16 protein-coding genes are annotated in these 16,542 nt (G+C 62.4%); all 16 read left to right on the plus strand.

The window, feature by feature from the left end; translation table 11 throughout:
• Nucleotides 1-4: 4 nt before the first annotated feature.
• The 16 genes from U5A58_RS02265 (at nt 5) to U5A58_RS02340 (ending at nt 16,295) form a co-directional block, all read left to right on the plus strand.
• A complete protein-coding gene (locus U5A58_RS02265) occupies nt 5-1,792 on the plus strand; it encodes a branched-chain amino acid ABC transporter ATP-binding protein/permease (RefSeq protein ID WP_321934490.1) in 1,788 nt (595 codons plus the stop codon).
• Nucleotides 1,789-2,538, plus strand: coding sequence for an ABC transporter ATP-binding protein (locus U5A58_RS02270; protein WP_321960127.1), 750 nt, complete (start codon nt 1,789-1,791; stop codon nt 2,536-2,538). The genes U5A58_RS02265 and U5A58_RS02270 overlap by 4 nt, the downstream gene beginning before the upstream one ends.
• A 184-nt stretch (nt 2,539-2,722) precedes the next feature.
• Complete coding sequence (mnmG, locus tag U5A58_RS02275) at nt 2,723-4,690, plus strand: tRNA uridine-5-carboxymethylaminomethyl(34) synthesis enzyme MnmG (RefSeq protein WP_321960128.1); 1,968 nt, start codon at nt 2,723-2,725, stop codon at nt 4,688-4,690.
• On the plus strand, nt 4,687-5,385 hold the full coding sequence (rsmG, locus tag U5A58_RS02280) for a 16S rRNA (guanine(527)-N(7))-methyltransferase RsmG (RefSeq protein WP_321960129.1): 699 nt from the start codon (nt 4,687-4,689) through the stop codon (nt 5,383-5,385). Before mnmG ends, rsmG begins: the two co-directional genes overlap by 4 nt.
• A gap of 96 nt (nt 5,386-5,481) precedes the next feature.
• Nucleotides 5,482-6,252: a ParA family protein gene (locus U5A58_RS02285; protein WP_321907181.1), complete on the plus strand. Its 771-nt coding sequence runs from the start codon at nt 5,482-5,484 to the stop codon at nt 6,250-6,252.
• A 20-nt stretch (nt 6,253-6,272) separates the two neighbouring features.
• Nucleotides 6,273-7,160, plus strand: a complete 888-nt coding sequence (locus U5A58_RS02290) for a ParB/RepB/Spo0J family partition protein (RefSeq protein WP_321960130.1) — start codon at nt 6,273-6,275, stop codon at nt 7,158-7,160.
• 43 nt (nt 7,161-7,203) lie between these two features.
• A complete protein-coding gene (locus U5A58_RS02295; protein ID WP_415774152.1) occupies nt 7,204-8,352 on the plus strand; it encodes an SLC13 family permease in 1,149 nt (382 codons plus the stop codon).
• 296 nt (nt 8,353-8,648) lie between these two features.
• Nucleotides 8,649-9,230 (plus strand): ATP synthase subunit I, encoded by a 582-nt coding sequence (locus U5A58_RS02300; RefSeq protein ID WP_321960131.1) that lies wholly within the window; start codon nt 8,649-8,651, stop codon nt 9,228-9,230.
• Nucleotides 9,231-9,401: 171 nt separating this feature from the next.
• Nucleotides 9,402-10,253: a F0F1 ATP synthase subunit A gene (gene atpB / locus U5A58_RS02305; RefSeq protein WP_042265988.1), complete on the plus strand. Its 852-nt coding sequence runs from the start codon at nt 9,402-9,404 to the stop codon at nt 10,251-10,253.
• Between the two features lie 66 nt (nt 10,254-10,319).
• Nucleotides 10,320-10,589, plus strand: coding sequence for a F0F1 ATP synthase subunit C (gene atpE / locus U5A58_RS02310; RefSeq protein ID WP_028203308.1), 270 nt, complete (start codon nt 10,320-10,322; stop codon nt 10,587-10,589).
• 140 nt (nt 10,590-10,729) lie between these two features.
• Nucleotides 10,730-11,200, plus strand: coding sequence for a F0F1 ATP synthase subunit B (locus U5A58_RS02315; RefSeq protein WP_133183351.1), 471 nt, complete (start codon nt 10,730-10,732; stop codon nt 11,198-11,200).
• Between the two features lie 2 nt (nt 11,201-11,202).
• Nucleotides 11,203-11,742, plus strand: a complete 540-nt coding sequence (locus U5A58_RS02320; RefSeq protein ID WP_158758934.1) for a F0F1 ATP synthase subunit delta — start codon at nt 11,203-11,205, stop codon at nt 11,740-11,742.
• A gap of 67 nt (nt 11,743-11,809) precedes the next feature.
• Nucleotides 11,810-13,351: a F0F1 ATP synthase subunit alpha gene (gene atpA, locus U5A58_RS02325; protein ID WP_069264448.1), complete on the plus strand. Its 1,542-nt coding sequence runs from the start codon at nt 11,810-11,812 to the stop codon at nt 13,349-13,351.
• A gap of 84 nt (nt 13,352-13,435) precedes the next feature.
• Nucleotides 13,436-14,317, plus strand: coding sequence for a F0F1 ATP synthase subunit gamma (atpG, locus tag U5A58_RS02330; protein WP_233883441.1), 882 nt, complete (start codon nt 13,436-13,438; stop codon nt 14,315-14,317).
• 80 nt (nt 14,318-14,397) lie between these two features.
• Nucleotides 14,398-15,792, plus strand: a complete 1,395-nt coding sequence (gene atpD / locus U5A58_RS02335) for a F0F1 ATP synthase subunit beta (protein WP_321907171.1) — start codon at nt 14,398-14,400, stop codon at nt 15,790-15,792.
• A gap of 77 nt (nt 15,793-15,869) precedes the next feature.
• Nucleotides 15,870-16,295 carry a F0F1 ATP synthase subunit epsilon gene (locus tag U5A58_RS02340; RefSeq protein WP_158758930.1) on the plus strand — a complete coding sequence of 142 codons (426 nt, stop codon included), beginning with the start codon at nt 15,870-15,872 and terminating at the stop codon, nt 16,293-16,295.
• Nucleotides 16,296-16,542: the final 247 nt, after the last annotated feature.

Genomic DNA, 16,542 nt, shown 5'->3' on the forward strand with positions numbered 1-16,542 from the left:
CGCGATGAAACGATTCGTCATGCACAACCGCTTCTTCTGGCTGTTCCTCGTGGTGATGTTCGCATTGCCGGTGCTGCCTCATCCGGTGCACGTGCCCGAATACTGGATCACGCTGCTCAACTATATCGGCCTGTACTCGATCGTCGCGATCGGCCTCGTGCTGCTCACCGGCATCGGCGGGATGACGAGCTTCGGGCAGGCCGCGTTCGTCGGGCTTGGCGCTTACGCGACCGCGTATCTGACGACGCAGTACGGCGTCTCACCGTGGCTCGCGCTTATTGTCGGCGTGGTGATCACGGGGCTCGTGGCGCTCGTTCTGGGGCTCGTCACGATGCGTCTGTCGGGCCACTTCCTGCCGCTCGGTACGATTGCCTGGGGCCTCGCACTGTTCTTCCTGTTCGGCAATCTCGATATGCTCGGCAAGTACGACGGCATCAACGGCATTCCCGTGCTGAACGTGCTGGGCATCGATCTGGAATCGGGCCGCCATATCTACTACCTGATCTGGGTCGTGGTGCTCCTGTCCGTGCTGTCTGTTCAAAATCTGCTTAATAGCCGCATGGGCCGGGCGATCCGCGCGCTGCGCGGCGGCGGCATGATGGCCGAGGCAATGGGCGTGAACACCGGCTGGATGCGTGTGGTGATCTTCGTCTATGCGGCCGTGCTCGCGGCCGTTTCGGGCTTCCTGTACGCGCATTTGCAGCGTGCGGTGAACCCGACGCCGTTCGGTCTGAATCACGGCATCGAGTATCTCTTCATGGCCGTGGTGGGCGGCGTGGCGCACGTGTGGGGCGCGGTGCTGGGCGCAGCAATCCTGACCGTGCTGCAGGACTGGCTGCAGACGCTGCTTCCGAAGCTGCTGGGCGAAAACGGCAACTTCGAGATCATCGTATTCGGCATCTTGATGGTGCTGCTGCTGCAATATGCGCGGCGCGGCGTCTGGCCGTTCGTGGCGCGCTTCTTCCCGCGCGGCCCGCAGGCGCATGTGCCCGAGCAGGCCGAGGCTTTGCCGCAGCGCAGCAAGCCGGCTACGGGCGAGATGCTGCTGACGGTGAACAAGGCGCGCAAGCAGTTCGGCGGCCTCGTGGCCGTGAACGACGTGAGTTTCGAGGTGAAGGCGGGGCAGATCATCGGCCTGATCGGTCCGAACGGTGCGGGCAAGTCGACGACCTTCAATCTCGTGACCGGCGTGCTTCAGCCGACCAGCGGCGAGATCACGTTCCGTGGCGAGCGCATCGACCGCCTGACTTCACGTGAAATCGTCGCACGCGGCATTGGCCGTACGTTCCAGCACGTCAAACTGCTGCCGACGATGACGGTGCTCGAGAACGTTGCCATTGGCGCGCACCTGCGTGGCCACGCGGGCGTGCTGCGCAGCGTCGCCAAGCTCAATGCGGCGGAGGAGGGGCGGCTCATGAGCGAGGCGGCGAAGCAAATTCGCCGCGTGGGCCTCGAGCAGCATATGTATGACGAAGCGGGCAGCCTCGCGCTCGGACAGCAGCGGATCCTGGAGATTGCGCGCGCGCTGTGCTGCGATCCGACCTTGCTGCTGCTCGACGAGCCGGCGGCCGGCCTGCGCTACCAGGAAAAGCAACAGTTGGCGGCACTGCTACGCAAGCTGAGGGAAGAGGGGATGAGTGTGCTGCTGGTCGAACACGACATGGATTTTGTGATGAATCTCACCGACCGCCTGGTGGTGATGGAGTTCGGCACGCGCATCGCAGAAGGTTTGCCGGAAGAGGTGCAGAAAGATCCGGCTGTGCTGGAAGCGTACCTGGGCGGGGTGGAATGATGACGACACCCGTACTGGAAGTCTCGGGACTCGCCGTTCGCTACGGCAAGATCGAGGCGCTGCACAAGGCGGCGATCAAGGTGGGCGCAGGGCAGATCGTTTCCGTGATCGGGCCTAACGGCGCGGGCAAGTCCACGCTGCTCAATGCCATCATGGGCGCGCTGCCCGTAATGGGGCACGCTAGCGGCCGTATCGCTTACATGGGTGACGAGATCGGCGCGTTGCCAGTTGAGCGGCGTGTGGCGCGCGGCATGTGTCTCGTGCCGGAAAAGCGCGAGCTGTTTGCCTCGATGACGGTGGAGGACAACCTCGTGCTCGGCGCCTACCGGCGAAAGCGCGCCGGTGAACGTAATTTCCTCGATCAGCTAGAGCCGGTTTTCACGCTGTTTCCACGCCTGAAGGAGCGTCGCGCCCAGGCGGCTGGCACGCTTTCGGGCGGCGAGCGCCAGATGCTCGCAGTCGGCCGAGCGCTCATGGGCAAGCCCGATCTGCTGATGCTCGACGAGCCTAGCCTCGGTTTGGCGCCGCTCATCGTGAAGGAAATCTTCCACATCATCAGCGCGCTGCGGCAAACCGGCGTTGCGACGCTGCTCATCGAGCAGAATGCACGTGCCGCACTGCAGATTTCCGATTACGGCTACGTGCTGGAAACTGGCGATCTGGCGCTCGAGGGGCCGGCGGGGGAGTTGGCGCAAAACCCACGCGTGATCGAAACGTATCTGGGGTTGGCGAAGAAACCGGTCTGACTTCGTCTATGGCTGTAGAAATGAGCGGCGTGTTTCACGTGAAACACGCCGCTTTTTTTTGCCCTTGCGTGGAACGAATCTCGGGTGTGAACGGCCTTAAACCGTAAGCCGTTATAATTCGCGCATACCACTTTTTTCTGAGAAGGCTCACGCGGTCGTTTCCGTCCATGCGTGAGGTCCCGCCATGCTTTATCCCACAGAGTTTGACGTCATCGTCGTCGGCGGCGGTCACGCCGGAACCGAGGCTGCGCTTGCCGCCGCCCGCATGGGCGTCAAGACGCTCCTGCTTACGCACAACATTGAAACGCTCGGCCAGATGAGCTGCAATCCGTCGATTGGCGGCATTGGCAAGGGCCATCTGGTCAAGGAAGTCGACGCGCTCGGCGGCGCGATGGCCGCTGCGACGGACGAGGGCGGGATTCAGTTCCGCATTCTCAATTCGTCCAAGGGCCCCGCGGTCCGGGCGACGCGCGCGCAGGCAGACCGCATTCTATATAAGGCGGCGATCCGCCGACGCCTCGAGAACCAGCCGAATTTGTGGCTGTTTCAGCAGGCCGTGGAAGATCTGATGGTCGAAGGCGACCGCGTTGTTGGCGCCGTCACGCAGGTGGGAATCCGCTTCCGCAGCCGCGCAGTCGTGTTGACGGCGGGGACCTTCCTCGACGGTAAGATCCACGTGGGCCTGAACAACTACACGGGCGGCCGCGCTGGTGACCCCGCTGCCGTGACGCTCTCGTCGCGCCTGAAGGAGCTGAAACTGCCGCAGGGGCGCCTGAAGACGGGCACGCCGCCGCGTATCGACGGCCGCACGATCGACTTCTCGGTGCTGGAAGAACAGCCTGGCGACCTCGACCCGGTGCCGGTGTTCTCGTTTCTGGGCCGCGCGGAGCAGCACCCGCGCCAGATTCCGTGCTGGGTCACGCATACGAACGAGCGCACGCACGACATTATCCGCGGCGGTCTCGATCGCTCGCCGATGTACACGGGCGTGATCGAAGGGGTAGGGCCGCGCTATTGCCCGTCGATCGAAGACAAGATTCACCGCTTTGCGTCGAAGGAATCGCATCAAATCTTCCTCGAACCGGAAGGTCTGACGACGAACGAGTTCTACCCGAACGGGATCTCGACGAGCCTGCCGTTCGACGTGCAGCTTGAACTCGTGCACTCGATGCGCGGCCTCGAGCACGCGCACATCCTGCGTCCGGGCTACGCGATCGAATATGACTACTTCGATCCGCGTGGGCTCAAGGCTTCGCTCGAAACCAAGGTGATCAACGGCCTGTTTTTTGCGGGCCAGATCAATGGTACGACGGGCTACGAAGAAGCGGCAGCGCAAGGCTTGCTGGCCGGCATGAATGCAGGGCTGCAGGTGCAGGGCAAGGACGCATGGTGCCCGCGCCGCGATCAGGCGTATCTCGGCGTGCTGGTCGACGACCTGGTGACGCGTGGCGTGTCCGAGCCATATCGGATGTTCACGAGCCGAGCCGAATATCGCTTGAGCCTGCGTGAAGACAACGCGGATATGCGTTTGACTGAGATTGGCCGCGAGCTGGGTGTAATCGATGACGTTCGTTGGGACGCATTTTCCCGCAAGCGCGATGCTGTTTCACGTGAAACAGAGCGCCTGAAGTCGACGTGGGTGAATCCGAAGACGCTGTCGGCTGAAGAAGCAACGGCACTCCTCGGCAAGTCGATCGACCGCGAGTACAACCTCGCAGATCTGCTGCGCCGCCCGGGCGTGAGCTATGACGGCGTTTGCGGTCTGCGTGAAGGCGCCTGCGCGCCAGACGCCCCGCTTGCCGACGACGAAGTTCTGCTCGCTCAGATCAAGGAGCAGATCGAGATCGGCATCAAATATCAGGGCTATATCGATCGTCAAGCCGACGAGATCGAACGCAACGGCGCGCAAGAGAATACGCGTCTGCCGGAGGGTATCGATTACGCGGAAGTACGCGGTCTTTCGTTTGAGGCGCGTCAGAAGCTAACTCAGTTCCGTCCCGAGACGATTGGCCAGGCATCTCGCATTTCCGGTATCACGCCCGCCGCGATCTCGTTGCTCATGGTTCACCTCAAGCGTGGCCTTGGCCGCCGTCGCCAGAATCCGGGCGCTGCGGACGAGAGCGGCACCGACTCGACGCCGGTGGCGCAATGACGGGCCGCTCGAGGCAACCCGGTATTGCGGACCGTGACGCGCTGGCTCGTCTGCTGAAAGAGGGCGCAGAGGCGCTGGGTGTGGAACTCACCGAGCGCCAGCACGAACAGTTGCTCGACTACGTTGCGCTGCTCGCGAAATGGAACGCCGTCTACAACCTCACGGCGATCCGCGATCCGCATCAGATGCTGATCCAGCACATTCTCGATTCGCTGTCGATCGTGCCGCATCTGCCGGCGCGCGCCGACGCGACCGTACTCGATGTCGGTTCCGGTGGCGGGCTGCCGGGTATCGTGCTCGCGATCGTACGGCCGGACTGGCAGGTCACGCTCAACGATATCGTGCACAAGAAGTCGGCGTTCCAGTCGCAAGCCAAGGCCGAACTCGGTCTCACGAACCTGGCGGTAGTGACCGGCCGAGTCGAATCGCTGCGTCCTGGCGTGGAAGTACCAAAAAAATTCGATTTGATCGTGTCCCGGGCATTCGCGGATCTCGCCGATTTCGTTACACTGGCCCGTCATCTCGTTGCGGACGGCGGCGCGATCTGGGCGATGAAGGGTGTGCACCCCGAAGGCGAGATCGAGCGCTTGCCGTCGGGCACCAAGGCGTTGAATACGATTCGCCTGAACGTGCCGATGCTCGACGCGGAGCGTCACCTGACCGAAGTGTCGGTTGAACCGGTCGCCGCGGCCTGAACCGACCCGGCGATGGCCAATCGGCCGAATGGTGCGCGAGGCGGTTGCGTCATAACGTAAGCAAACTTTTAAGGCAGTAAAAGGGACACACGAAAGATGGCAAAAATCTTCTGCGTTGCGAACCAGAAGGGCGGCGTCGGCAAGACGACGACAACGGTCAATCTCGCCGCGAGCCTCGCATCGCAGGGACAACGTGTCCTTCTCATCGACCTCGACCCGCAGGGCAACGCCACGATGGGCAGCGGCATCGACAAGGCCGCGTGCGAGAACACGGTGTATGAAGTGCTGGTCGACGGTGTCACGGTGAACACCGCGCGCACGCGGCCCGAACAGGTCGGCTACGACGTGTTGCCGGCCAACCGTGAACTGGCCGGTGCCGAAGTCGAACTGGTGACGGTCGAGCAGCGTGAGCGGCGCCTGAAGGCCGCGCTCGCCGAAGTCGACGCCGAGTACGACTTCGTCCTGATCGACTGCCCGCCGGCGCTTTCGCTGCTCACACTCAACGGTCTGTGCGCCGCACATGGCGTGGTGATCCCGATGCAGTGCGAATACTTCGCGCTCGAAGGGCTCTCGGATCTCATCAATACGATCAAGCAGGTCCACGCGAACATGAATCGCGACCTGAAGGTGATCGGTCTTCTGCGCGTGATGTTCGACCCGCGCATCACGCTGCAGCAGCAGGTTTCCGAGCAATTGAAAGAGCACTTCGGCGACAAGGTCTTCGACGCCGTGATCCCGCGCAACGTGCGACTTGCCGAAGCGCCCAGCTATGGCTTGCCGGGTGTGGTATTCGATCGCGCCTCGCGCGGCGCACAAGCCTACGTGCAGTTCGGCGCGGAAATGATCGAGCGCGTGCGCGCACTCTGACGAGAGACTGGGGAAGCACGATGAATGCAGTAGCACGGAAGAAGGGGCTGGGCCGGGGGCTGGAAGCATTGCTCGGCGGCAGCGCGGACATCACCGAAGCGGTGAAGATCGAAGGCGCGCCTAACACGCTGCCGCTCACGCAGATGCAGGCCGGCAAATACCAGCCGCGCACGCGCATGGACGAGGGCGCGCTCCAGGAGCTGGCCGCGAGCATCCGCGCGCAGGGTTTGATGCAGCCCATTCTCGTGCGTCCGATTGCGACGGGGCGCTACGAAATCATCGCCGGTGAGCGACGCTTCCGTGCGGCGCACATCGCCGGGCTGACCGAAGTGCCGGTGCTCGTGAAGGACGTGCCCGACCAGGCCGCCGCCGCGATGGCGCTCATCGAGAACATCCAGCGCGAGGACCTGAATCCGCTGGAAGAGGCGCAGGGCATCCAGCGCCTGCTCGACGAGTTCAGCTTCACGCACGAACAGGCGGCCGAATCGGTGGGCCGCTCGCGCAGCGCGGTGTCGAACCTGCTGCGTCTGCTCAATCTCGCGGCGCCCGTGCAGACCATGCTGCTGGCTGGCGATCTCGACATGGGCCACGCCCGCGCGCTGCTCGCCGTGGACGCTGCCACGCAAATCACGCTGGCGAACCAGGTGGTTAACAGGCGCATGTCGGTGCGTGAAACGGAGAAGCTCGTTTCGGCGACGACGAAGGCCGCACCGGCAGTGAAGGCGAAGGCCGCGCACGACGGTGGCCGCGACACGCGCCGCCTCGAAGAAGAGTTGTCGGACCTGCTTGCCGCATCGGTGAAGATCAAGCTCGGCCGACGCGGGCGAGGGCAGCTCACGGTCGACTTTGGCGACCTCGACGCGCTCGACGGCATCCTGCTGCGTTTGCGCGGCGAAACGGCGACGTGATGCGCGTCGCCACGGCAAACCCGCGCGCCGGCGCATAAAGCCGGTGCGTGAATCGGAGCAGGGCGCGCGCGAGCCCTTCAGCCTGTTGCGTCGTATCGGCGCATTCGCTGCATCGGAGCCCGTGCTCGCGATTCTTGTCGTGGCGTTCGTGGCGTTGCAGATTTACGCGCCGCGCCCCGTCGCCTCGTTGCCCGCACTCGTCGACTGGCAAACGGTGATGACGCTCGCGGGCCTGCTCATTCTGACGAAGGGCATCGAATATTCAGGACTGCTGACCTGGCTTGCGCACAAGCTCGTCCACCACATTCACTCGGAACGCGGGCTCGCGTTGCTGCTCGTCGTGCTGGCCGCAGTGCTATCGATGATCGTGACCAACGACGTGGCGCTTTTCGTCGTGGTGCCGCTCGTGCTTTCGCTTCACCAGCTCACACCGCTGCCGCTCAAACGTCTCGTGATCGTCATTGCGCTTGCCGTGAACGCGGGCTCGGTGCTCACGCCGCTCGGCAATCCGCAGAATCTGTTCCTCTGGCAGGTGAGCGGGGTGTCGTTCGGACGATTCGTCGTGGGGCTCGCGCCGCTTTGCGCGTTTCTCATGGCGATGCTGATCCTGCTCGCCGCATTTCTCTTCAAGTCCACGCCGCTCGACCTCTCGAAAGACGCCGCGCCGCAGCGTGTCGATCGCGCGCTGGCGAGCGTCGCGGCCGTGCTCTTCGTCGCGTTCGTGCTGCTCGCCGATGCACACCACGCAGGCGTCGCGCTGGCCGCCGTCGCGGCGGGTTTCGTGATCTGGCGCATTCGCATCGTGCTCAAGATCGACTGGCTGCTGCTGCTGATCTTCGTGCTGATGTTCATCGTGCTGCGCAGTGTGGCCGCGCTGCCCGCCATTCATCACGCACTGACGTCGTTGTCGCTGCAAACGCCTATGCGCGCTTTTGCCGCAGGTGCGGTGCTGTCGCAGGCTATCAGCAACGTGCCCGCCGCCATTGTGCTCGCGGGCTTCACGCACGACTGGCGCGCGCTCGCGTTCGGCGTGAGCGTCGGTGGCTTCGGAGTCGCCATCGGCTCGCTCGCAAACCTTATCGCCGTACGTCTTTCCGGCGAGCGCGGCGTGTGGCTGCCGTTTCACCTGATCGCCGTGCCGTTCTGGATCGCGGCCTTTCTAGGCGGCGCGCTGCTGTTGCATCTGTTCTGACGCCGCCACATCCCACATCCTGCGCATAGTCAGGTTTGCGCGTCAGATGGTCCCGAAATTACCAGGTCATCCTGACGATTATTTTATCGCCGCTTCGTCCCTTACAGTTACCGGTCACACCTTCGCGGCGCCGCGTTTCCCGCATCATGAAGTCGCATTTCACAGGTGTTATTGAAGGGCCTAAAGTCTTGAATTGCCTGCAACTATCGCTTACAATCGCCCGGATTTATTTGGTTGGCGATGCTGTAAGTGCGCTGTAATAAAGAGCGTGCCAGGCGAATTTCCGGAATAAAGCGATGGTGGGTCAGAGGCCAGACGAAGCGCCGCAGGCGCATGAAGGGCCCGATGTTCCGCCGGGCAAAGTCGAAGCATCCAGCCGGGGGCAGGACGCAGCGGCAAAACATTCCGGACGCGTTGATCACAACGCGCGCTGGGATGAGCTGGACGCCAGCCAGCAAGATAATAACGACATCGTTCCGCTCACCCGGGCCGAAGCCGAGCAGATCTTCGGCGCGCAGGTGAGTCGCCCATCGCGCGTCACGCCGTTTCGTGTCGTGGCGGCGCAAGTGGTTTTGTCCCTGGTTGCAACGTTGGCGTGGTGGCTGTTTTATAAGCCGCCGGGCAGTGCTGCGTTGTCGGCGTTCCTGGGCGGAGCGATCTGCTGGTTTCCTGGTGCGCTGTTCGCGGCGCGCCTCAAGCAGTTGAGTCGTGCAGGCACCGTGCTGAACTGGATGCTCGGTGAAGCCTTCAAGATGGGGGCGACGATTGCGATGTTCGTCGCCATCGCGTTCTGGTATCACGACGTGCAGTGGATTCCCTTGCTCGTCACGTACCTGATCGCACTAAAGACATATTGGATCGCGCTCGCCTGGCGCTGATCCACCAACATCGCGCCGCCTCAATTCAGGGCGTCGAAGCGATGCAGGTGGAAGTCGGCCGGCCGAAGCGAAGCAGATAAGACACGATCCACGGCGGTGCGTTCCCGCAATACAGTATTGCGGCGGGAGCGGCCGAAAACGATTTTCGACAATTTGGGTGGCATTAACGATATGGCAGCTAGCGAAGGAACGAGCGGACCGGGTCCGTCCGAGTACATTGCTCACCACTTGCAGAACTTTGCGACCTCGCACCAGACGTCGATCGTCGACTTCAGCGTCTGGAACATCGACACGCTGTTCTGGTCGATCCTGTGCGGCGTCGTGACGATCCTCATCCTGCGCCTCGCAGCGCGCAAAGCGACCCCGGGCGTACCGGGCCGCTTCCAGTGCGCCATCGAAATGCTGGTCGAGATGGTCGAGGACCAGTCCAAGTCCATCGTCCATGGCAACCGCGCATTCATCGCACCGCTCGCGCTGACCGTGTTCATCTGGGTCGCGCTCATGAACTCGCTCGACTTCATTCCGGTCGACCTGCCCACGCGCGTGATCGGCTGGCTCGGCCTGTCCGAAGTGCTGCCGCACCAGCGCATCGTTCCGACGGCCGACCTCAACGGCACGTTCGGCATCGCGCTCGGCGTGTTCGTGCTGATGATTTACTACAACCTCAAGATCAAGGGTCCTGGCGGCTTCGCACACGAACTGCTCTCGGCCCCGTTCGGCGCGCATCCGCTGCTGTGGATCCCGAACCTTGCACTGAACATCATCGAGTTCGTCGCCAAGACGGTTTCGCTCGCCCTGCGGTTGTTCGGCAACATGTATGCAGGCGAGCTGCTGTTCCTGCTGATCGCGCTGCTGGGCGGTCTGTGGAGCTTCGGCGCGGACACGACGGTGCTTGGCTTCATCGGCCACGTGATTGCGGGCAGCGTCTGGGCGATCTTCCACATCCTGATCGTTCTGCTGCAGGCGTTCATTTTCATGATGCTGACGCTGGTGTACATCGGCCAGGCACACGACAAGCACTAAGTGCTCGTCAAACCAGATTTGCAGTTTTAAATCCCCAGTTCCAGAAAATCTCACAAAGGAGTGATCATGCAAGCTTTCATCGCCAACATCCAGGGTTTCACGGCCATCGGTATCGGCATCATCATCGGCCTGGGTGCAATCGGCGCCTGTATCGGTATCGGCCTGATGGGCGGCAAGTACATCGAAGCCTGCGCACGTCAGCCTGAACTGATGAACCCGCTGCAGACGAAGATGTTCCTGCTGGCTGGTCTGATCGATGCAGCGTTCCTGATCGGCGTGGGTGTTGCAATGCTGTTCGCGTTCGCTAACCCGCTGCTCTCGAAGCTCGCGGGCTAAGTTCCCTGGAAGGTTGCGCCTGACCTATAACGGGTAGTGGGCGCATGGCGGAACGGGAGACGAGGCGCTGATCGAGTTTCACAACCGATGAGCGCCTTGCCGTTTCAATTCCCCGGAATAGCAACGATTAAGGAAACACCGTGAATCTCAACGCAACCCTGTTTGCGCAAATGGTCGTGTTCCTGATCCTCGCGTGGTTCACGATGAAGTTCGTGTGGCCGCCGTTGATCAACGCCCTCGACGAGCGCTCGAAGAAGATCGCAGACGGCCTGGCCGCTGCGGAAAAGGGCAAGGCGGAACTCGAAGCGGCGCACAAGCGCGTCGGCGAAGAGCTCGCCACGGCCCGTAACGAGGGTCAAAGCCGTATCGCCGACGCCGAAAAGCGCGCGCTGGCCGTCGCAGAAGAAATCAAGGCCCAGGCACACGCCGAAGCGGCACGCATCATCGCTCAAGCGAAAGCCGACGCCGACCAGCAGGTCGTCAAGGCGCGCGAAGCACTGCGTTCCGAAGTCGCGGCACTCGCTGTGCAAGGCGCCGAGCAGATCCTGAAGCGCGAAGTCGATCAGTCGGCCCACGCCGAACTGCTGAATCAACTGAAAGCCGAGCTCTGATCATGGCCGAACTTGCAACCATCGCCCGCCCGTACGCAGAAGCCCTGTTTGGCGTGGCCGAAGCTGGTGACACCGCCGCCTGGTCCACGCTCGTTTCGGAGCTGGCACAGGTTGCGGCCTTGCCCGAGGTGCAGTCGGTCGCGACGAGCCCGAAGGTGAGCCATGCCCAGGTCGTCGAGCTGCTGCTCGCGGCGGTGAAGTCGCCGGTCAAGGAATCGGCCGAGGTGAAGAACCTCGTGCAGATGCTGATCGAGAATCATCGCCTGGCGCTGCTGCCGGAAATCCAGACGCAGTTCGAAGCGCTCAAGAACGCCAAGGCAGGTGCTGCTGACGCAGTGATCGTCAGCGCGTTCCCGCTCGAAGGCGCACAGTTGAACGACCTCGTCGCCAGCCTCGAACGCAAGTTCAAATGCAAGCTGAAGCCGACCGTCGAGATCGACAACTCGCTCATCGGCGGCGTGCGCGTCACGGTCGGCGACGAAGTGCTCGATACCTCGGTCCGCGCGCGGCTCGCCAGCATGCAGGCGGCGTTGACCGCCTGAGCGCCTCGATTACAAAAATCGGGCGCGGCGGCTGGCACGCAACAGAATTGAACATCAGGAGCGAATAATGCAACTCAATCCCTCTGAGATCAGTGAGCTGATCAAGAGCCGGATCCAGGGCCTTGAAGCGAGCGCCGACGTTCGCAACCAGGGCACCGTGATCTCCGTGACCGACGGTATCGTGCGTATCCACGGCCTGTCGGACGTGATGCAGGGCGAAATGCTCGAATTCCCGGGCAACACCTTCGGCCTCGCGCTCAACCTCGAGCGCGACTCGGTCGGCGCCGTGATTCTCGGCGAGTACGAGCACATCTCGGAAGGCGACATCGTCAAGACGACGGGCCGCATTCTCGAAGTGCCGGTGGGCCCGGAACTGATCGGCCGCGTGGTCGATCCCCTCGGCAACCCGATCGACGGCAAGGGCCCGGTCAACGCCAAGATGACCGACGCGATCGAAAAGATCGCTCCGGGCGTGATCTGGCGTGAAGGCGTGTCGCAGCCGGTGCAAACGGGTCTGAAGTCGATCGACTCGATGGTGCCGATCGGCCGTGGCCAGCGTGAGCTGATCATCGGCGACCGTCAGTGCGGCAAGACCGCAGTGGCCGTCGACACGATCATCAACCAGAAGGGCAAGGACCTGATCTGTATCTACGTTGCCATCGGTCAGAAGGCTTCGTCGATCCAGAACGTGCTGCGCAAGCTCGAAGAAACGGGCGCGATCGAGTACACGATCGTCGTCGCCGCTTCGGCTTCGGAATCGGCCGCGCTGCAGTACCTCGCGCCGTACGCCGGCTGCACGATGGGCGAATACTTCCGCGACCGCGGTCAAGACGCCCTGATCATTTATGACGACTTGACCAAGCAAGCCTGGGCATACCGTCAGATCTCGCTGCTGCTGCGCCGCCCGCCGGGCCGTGAAGCTTACCCCGGCGACGTGTTCTATCTCCACTCGCGTCTGCTCGAGCGCGCTGCACGCGTGTCGGCCGACTACGTCGAGAAGTTCACGAACGGCGAAGTGAAGGGCAAGACGGGTTCGCTCACCGCACTGCCGATCATCGAAACGCAAGCCGGCGACGTGACCGCATTCGTTCCGACGAACGTGATCTCGATTACCGACGGTCAGATCTTCCTGGAAACCGACCTCTTCAACGCAGGCATCCGCCCGGCAATCAACGCCGGCGTTTCGGTGTCGCGTGTGGGTGGCGCGGCTCAAACGAAGGTCGTGAAGAAGCTGTCGGGCGGTATCCGTACCGACCTCGCGCAGTACCGTGAACTGGCTGCATTCGCCCAGTTCGCATCGGACCTCGACGAAGCGACCCGCAAGCAGCTCGAGCGCGGCCGCCGCGTGACGGAACTGCTCAAGCAGCCGCAGTATCAGCCGCTGCAAGTGTGGGAACTGGCTGTTGCGCTGTTCTCGGCGAACAACGGCTACCTCGACGACATCGACGTCAAGGACGTCCTGCCGTTCGAAAAGGGCCTGCGCGAATACCTGAAGTCGAAGCACGCTGACCTCGTCGCGCGCATCGAGGACAAGAAGGACCTTTCGAAGGACGACGAGAACGCGCTCCACGCGGCTCTCAAGGACTTCAAGAAGTCCGGCGCATACTGATCCGTCCGGGAATCAATCTAGATAATCGGACTGGGACCCGGGTAAGCGTGCAAGCGCTGACTCGGGTCGACAAAGGAGCAAGCAATGGCTGGAATGAAGGAAATTCGCGGCAAGATCAAGAGCGTGCAAAACACGCGCAAGATCACCAAGGCGATGGAAATGGTCGCGGCGTCGAAAATGCGCCGTGCCCAGGAGCGCATGCGCGCCGCCCGCCCGTATGCCGACAAGGTCCGCGACATCGCTGCGCACATGAGCCGTGCGAACCCCGAGTACCGCCACCCGTTCATGGTGGAAAACACCGGTGCGAAGGTCGCAGGCGTGATTCTCGTCACGACCGACAAGGGTCTGTGCGGCGGGATGAACACTAACGTGCTGCGCGCGACGCTGCAGAAGATCAAGGATCTGGAAGCATCCGGCACGTCGATCGAAGCAACTGCGATCGGCAGCAAGGGCCTCGGTTTCCTGAACCGTCTGCGCGCGAAGGTCGTCTCGAACGTTGTGCAACTCGGCGACACGCCGCACCTCGAAAAGCTGATCGGCGCGATCAAGGTGCAGCTCGACCAGTACTCGGAAGGCAAGCTTTCCGCCGTGTACCTCGCGTACACGCGCTTCGTCAACACGATGAAGCAGGAGCCTGTGATCGAGCAACTGCTGCCGCTGTCGGCCGAGCGTCTCGAAGCGAACGACGACGGCACGACGCCGAAGTCGGCGTGGGACTACATCTACGAGCCGGACGCGCAAACCGTCGTGGACGAACTGCTGGTGCGCTATGTCGAAGCCCTGGTCTATCAGGCCGTGGCGGAAAACATGGCTTCGGAGCAGTCGGCCCGTATGGTGGCGATGAAGGCGGCGTCGGACAACGCGAAGACGGTCATCAACGAACTGCAGCTCTCGTACAACAAGAGCCGCCAGGCCGCGATTACGAAGGAACTTTCGGAAATCGTCGGCGGCGCAGCAGCCGTCTGATAGTCGCGAACCGATTGCGAAACCGCGCCGGTGTTGAACCGGTGAGCGAGTGAAGAATTCAGGTATCTAAAGGAAAATCGATGAGTACAACTGCTTTGGTAGAAGGCAAGATCGTACAGTGCATCGGCGCGGTGATCGACGTGGAATTCCCGCGCGAGACCATGCCGAAGATCTACGACGCGCTGATTCTCGAAGGGTCGGACCTGACCCTCGAAGTGCAGCAGCAGCTGGGTGACGGCGTTGTCCGTACCATCTGTCTGGGTGCTTCGGACGGTCTGCGCCGCGGCACCGTGGTGAAGAACACGGGCAAGCCCATCAGCGTGCCGGTCGGCAAGCCGACGCTTGGCCGCATCATGGACGTGCTGGGCCGTCCGATCGACGAAGCCGGTCCGATCGTTAGCGAAAACACGCGCGCGATCCACCAGAAGGCTCCGGCGTTCGAAGATCTGTCGCCTTCGGCGGAACTGCTCGAAACCGGCATCAAGGTTATCGACCTGATCTGCCCGTTCGCAAAGGGCGGCAAGGTCGGTCTGTTCGGTGGTGCAGGTGTGGGCAAGACCGTCAACATGATGGAGCTCATCAACAACATCGCTAAGGAACACGGCGGTTTCTCCGTGTTCGCGGGCGTGGGCGAGCGTACCCGTGAGGGCAACGACTTCTACCACGAAATGAAGGACTCGAACGTTCTCGACAAGGTCGCGCTGGTGTACGGCCAGATGAACGAGCCGCCGGGCAACCGTCTGCGCGTCGCGCTGACGGGCCTCACGATGGCCGAGTACTTCCGTGACGAAGGCCTCGACGTCCTGTTCTTCGTCGACAACATCTACCGTTTCACGCTGGCCGGTACCGAAGTGTCGGCACTGCTTGGCCGTATGCCTTCGGCAGTGGGCTATCAGCCGACGCTGGCTGAAGAAATGGGCAAGCTGCAAGAGCGCATCACGTCGACCAAGAAGGGCTCGATTACGTCGGTTCAGGCCGTGTACGTCCCTGCGGACGACTTGACCGACCCGTCGCCGGCTACGACCTTCGGCCACCTTGACGCAACCGTCGTGCTGTCGCGTGACATCGCTTCGCTGGGTATCTACCCGGCAGTCGATCCGCTCGACTCGACCTCGCGTCAGATCGACCCGAACGTGATTGGCGAAGAGCACTACTCGATCACGCGTGGCGTGCAGCAAACGCTGCAGCGCTACAAGGAACTGCGCGACATCATCGCAATTCTGGGCATGGACGAACTGTCGCCGGAAGACAAGCTGTCGGTCGCCCGCGCACGCAAGATCCAGCGTTTCCTCTCGCAGCCGTTCCACGTCGCGGAAGTCTTCACGGGCTCGCCGGGCAAGTACGTGCCGCTGAAGGAAACGATCCGCGGCTTCAAGATGATCGTCGGCGGCGAGTGCGATCACCTGCCGGAGCAGGCGTTCTACATGGTCGGCACGATCGACGAAGCCTTCGAAAAGGCCAAGAAGATCCAGTAAGGGTTGAGTTGCCAACGGGCGGATAAGTCACGTGTGACTTATCCGCCGCCGCAACCAATTCACAGGAGTCGACACATATGGCAGCAACCATCAAGGTAGACGTCGTCAGCGCCGAAGAGAACATCTTCGACGGCCAGGCGAAGTTCGTCGCGCTTCCGGGCGAGGCGGGCGAGCTGGGCATTCTGCCGGGCCACACGCCGCTCATCACGCGTATTCGTCCGGGTGCCGTGCGCATCGTGGCGGAAGATGGCGGTGAAGAGTTCGTGTTCGTCGCAGGCGGCATTCTCGAAGTGCAGCCGGGCGCCGTCACGGTGCTCGCTGACACGGCGATCCGCGGCAAGGACCTCGACGAGGCGAAGGCCACGGAAGCGCGCAAGCGCGCTGAAGAGACGCTGCAGAACGCCGGCTCGAACCTCGAGTACGCCACTGCCCAGGCCGAACTGGCCTACGCGGTCGCGCAGCTCGCGGCGATCCAGCGCCTGCGCAAGATGAACCAGCATTAATTGGTTCTCGTACACGCGCCTTTGCGGCGCGTAGTCCGAAGCAAAAAGGGCTCCCCAATCGGGGAGCCCTTTTTGCATTTGCGCGCAGCTGAACGGGCACGGCCCGATGGTATCGCGATGAAAAACGCGGCATAAATGCCCTGAGCCACGGTGGTCGACAAAAACGCTCTGACATACTTGACGTTTACGGAAAGGTAATGCCAAATCATGCGTTCGCGGCCGGCCCAGATGCGTGCTCCGCGGGTAA

Source organism: Paraburkholderia sp. J7 (genome assembly GCF_905220155.1).
GTDB lineage: Bacteria > Pseudomonadota > Gammaproteobacteria > Burkholderiales > Burkholderiaceae > Paraburkholderia.

What these genes read in the sequence shown, in the direction of transcription:
- U5A58_RS02270 (WP_321960127.1), top strand. Translation starts at nt 1,789, where the DNA reads ATGATGACGACACCCGTACTGGAAGTCTCGGGACTCGCCGTTCGCTAC.
- U5A58_RS02285 (WP_321907181.1), top strand. Translation starts at nt 5,482, where the DNA reads ATGGCAAAAATCTTCTGCGTTGCGAACCAGAAGGGCGGCGTCGGCAAG.
- atpG (WP_233883441.1), top strand. Translation starts at nt 13,436, where the DNA reads ATGGCTGGAATGAAGGAAATTCGCGGCAAGATCAAGAGCGTGCAAAAC.
- U5A58_RS02320 (WP_158758934.1), top strand. Translation starts at nt 11,203, where the DNA reads ATGGCCGAACTTGCAACCATCGCCCGCCCGTACGCAGAAGCCCTGTTT.
- U5A58_RS02290 (WP_321960130.1), top strand. Translation starts at nt 6,273, where the DNA reads ATGAATGCAGTAGCACGGAAGAAGGGGCTGGGCCGGGGGCTGGAAGCA.
- atpB (WP_042265988.1), top strand. Translation starts at nt 9,402, where the DNA reads ATGGCAGCTAGCGAAGGAACGAGCGGACCGGGTCCGTCCGAGTACATT.
- atpD (WP_321907171.1), top strand. Translation starts at nt 14,398, where the DNA reads ATGAGTACAACTGCTTTGGTAGAAGGCAAGATCGTACAGTGCATCGGC.
- atpA (WP_069264448.1), top strand. Translation starts at nt 11,810, where the DNA reads ATGCAACTCAATCCCTCTGAGATCAGTGAGCTGATCAAGAGCCGGATC.
- mnmG (WP_321960128.1), top strand. Translation starts at nt 2,723, where the DNA reads ATGCTTTATCCCACAGAGTTTGACGTCATCGTCGTCGGCGGCGGTCAC.
- atpE (WP_028203308.1), top strand. Translation starts at nt 10,320, where the DNA reads ATGCAAGCTTTCATCGCCAACATCCAGGGTTTCACGGCCATCGGTATC.
- U5A58_RS02265 (WP_321934490.1), top strand. Translation starts at nt 5, where the DNA reads ATGAAACGATTCGTCATGCACAACCGCTTCTTCTGGCTGTTCCTCGTG.
- rsmG (WP_321960129.1), top strand. Translation starts at nt 4,687, where the DNA reads ATGACGGGCCGCTCGAGGCAACCCGGTATTGCGGACCGTGACGCGCTG.
- U5A58_RS02340 (WP_158758930.1), top strand. Translation starts at nt 15,870, where the DNA reads ATGGCAGCAACCATCAAGGTAGACGTCGTCAGCGCCGAAGAGAACATC.
- U5A58_RS02300 (WP_321960131.1), top strand. Translation starts at nt 8,649, where the DNA reads ATGGTGGGTCAGAGGCCAGACGAAGCGCCGCAGGCGCATGAAGGGCCC.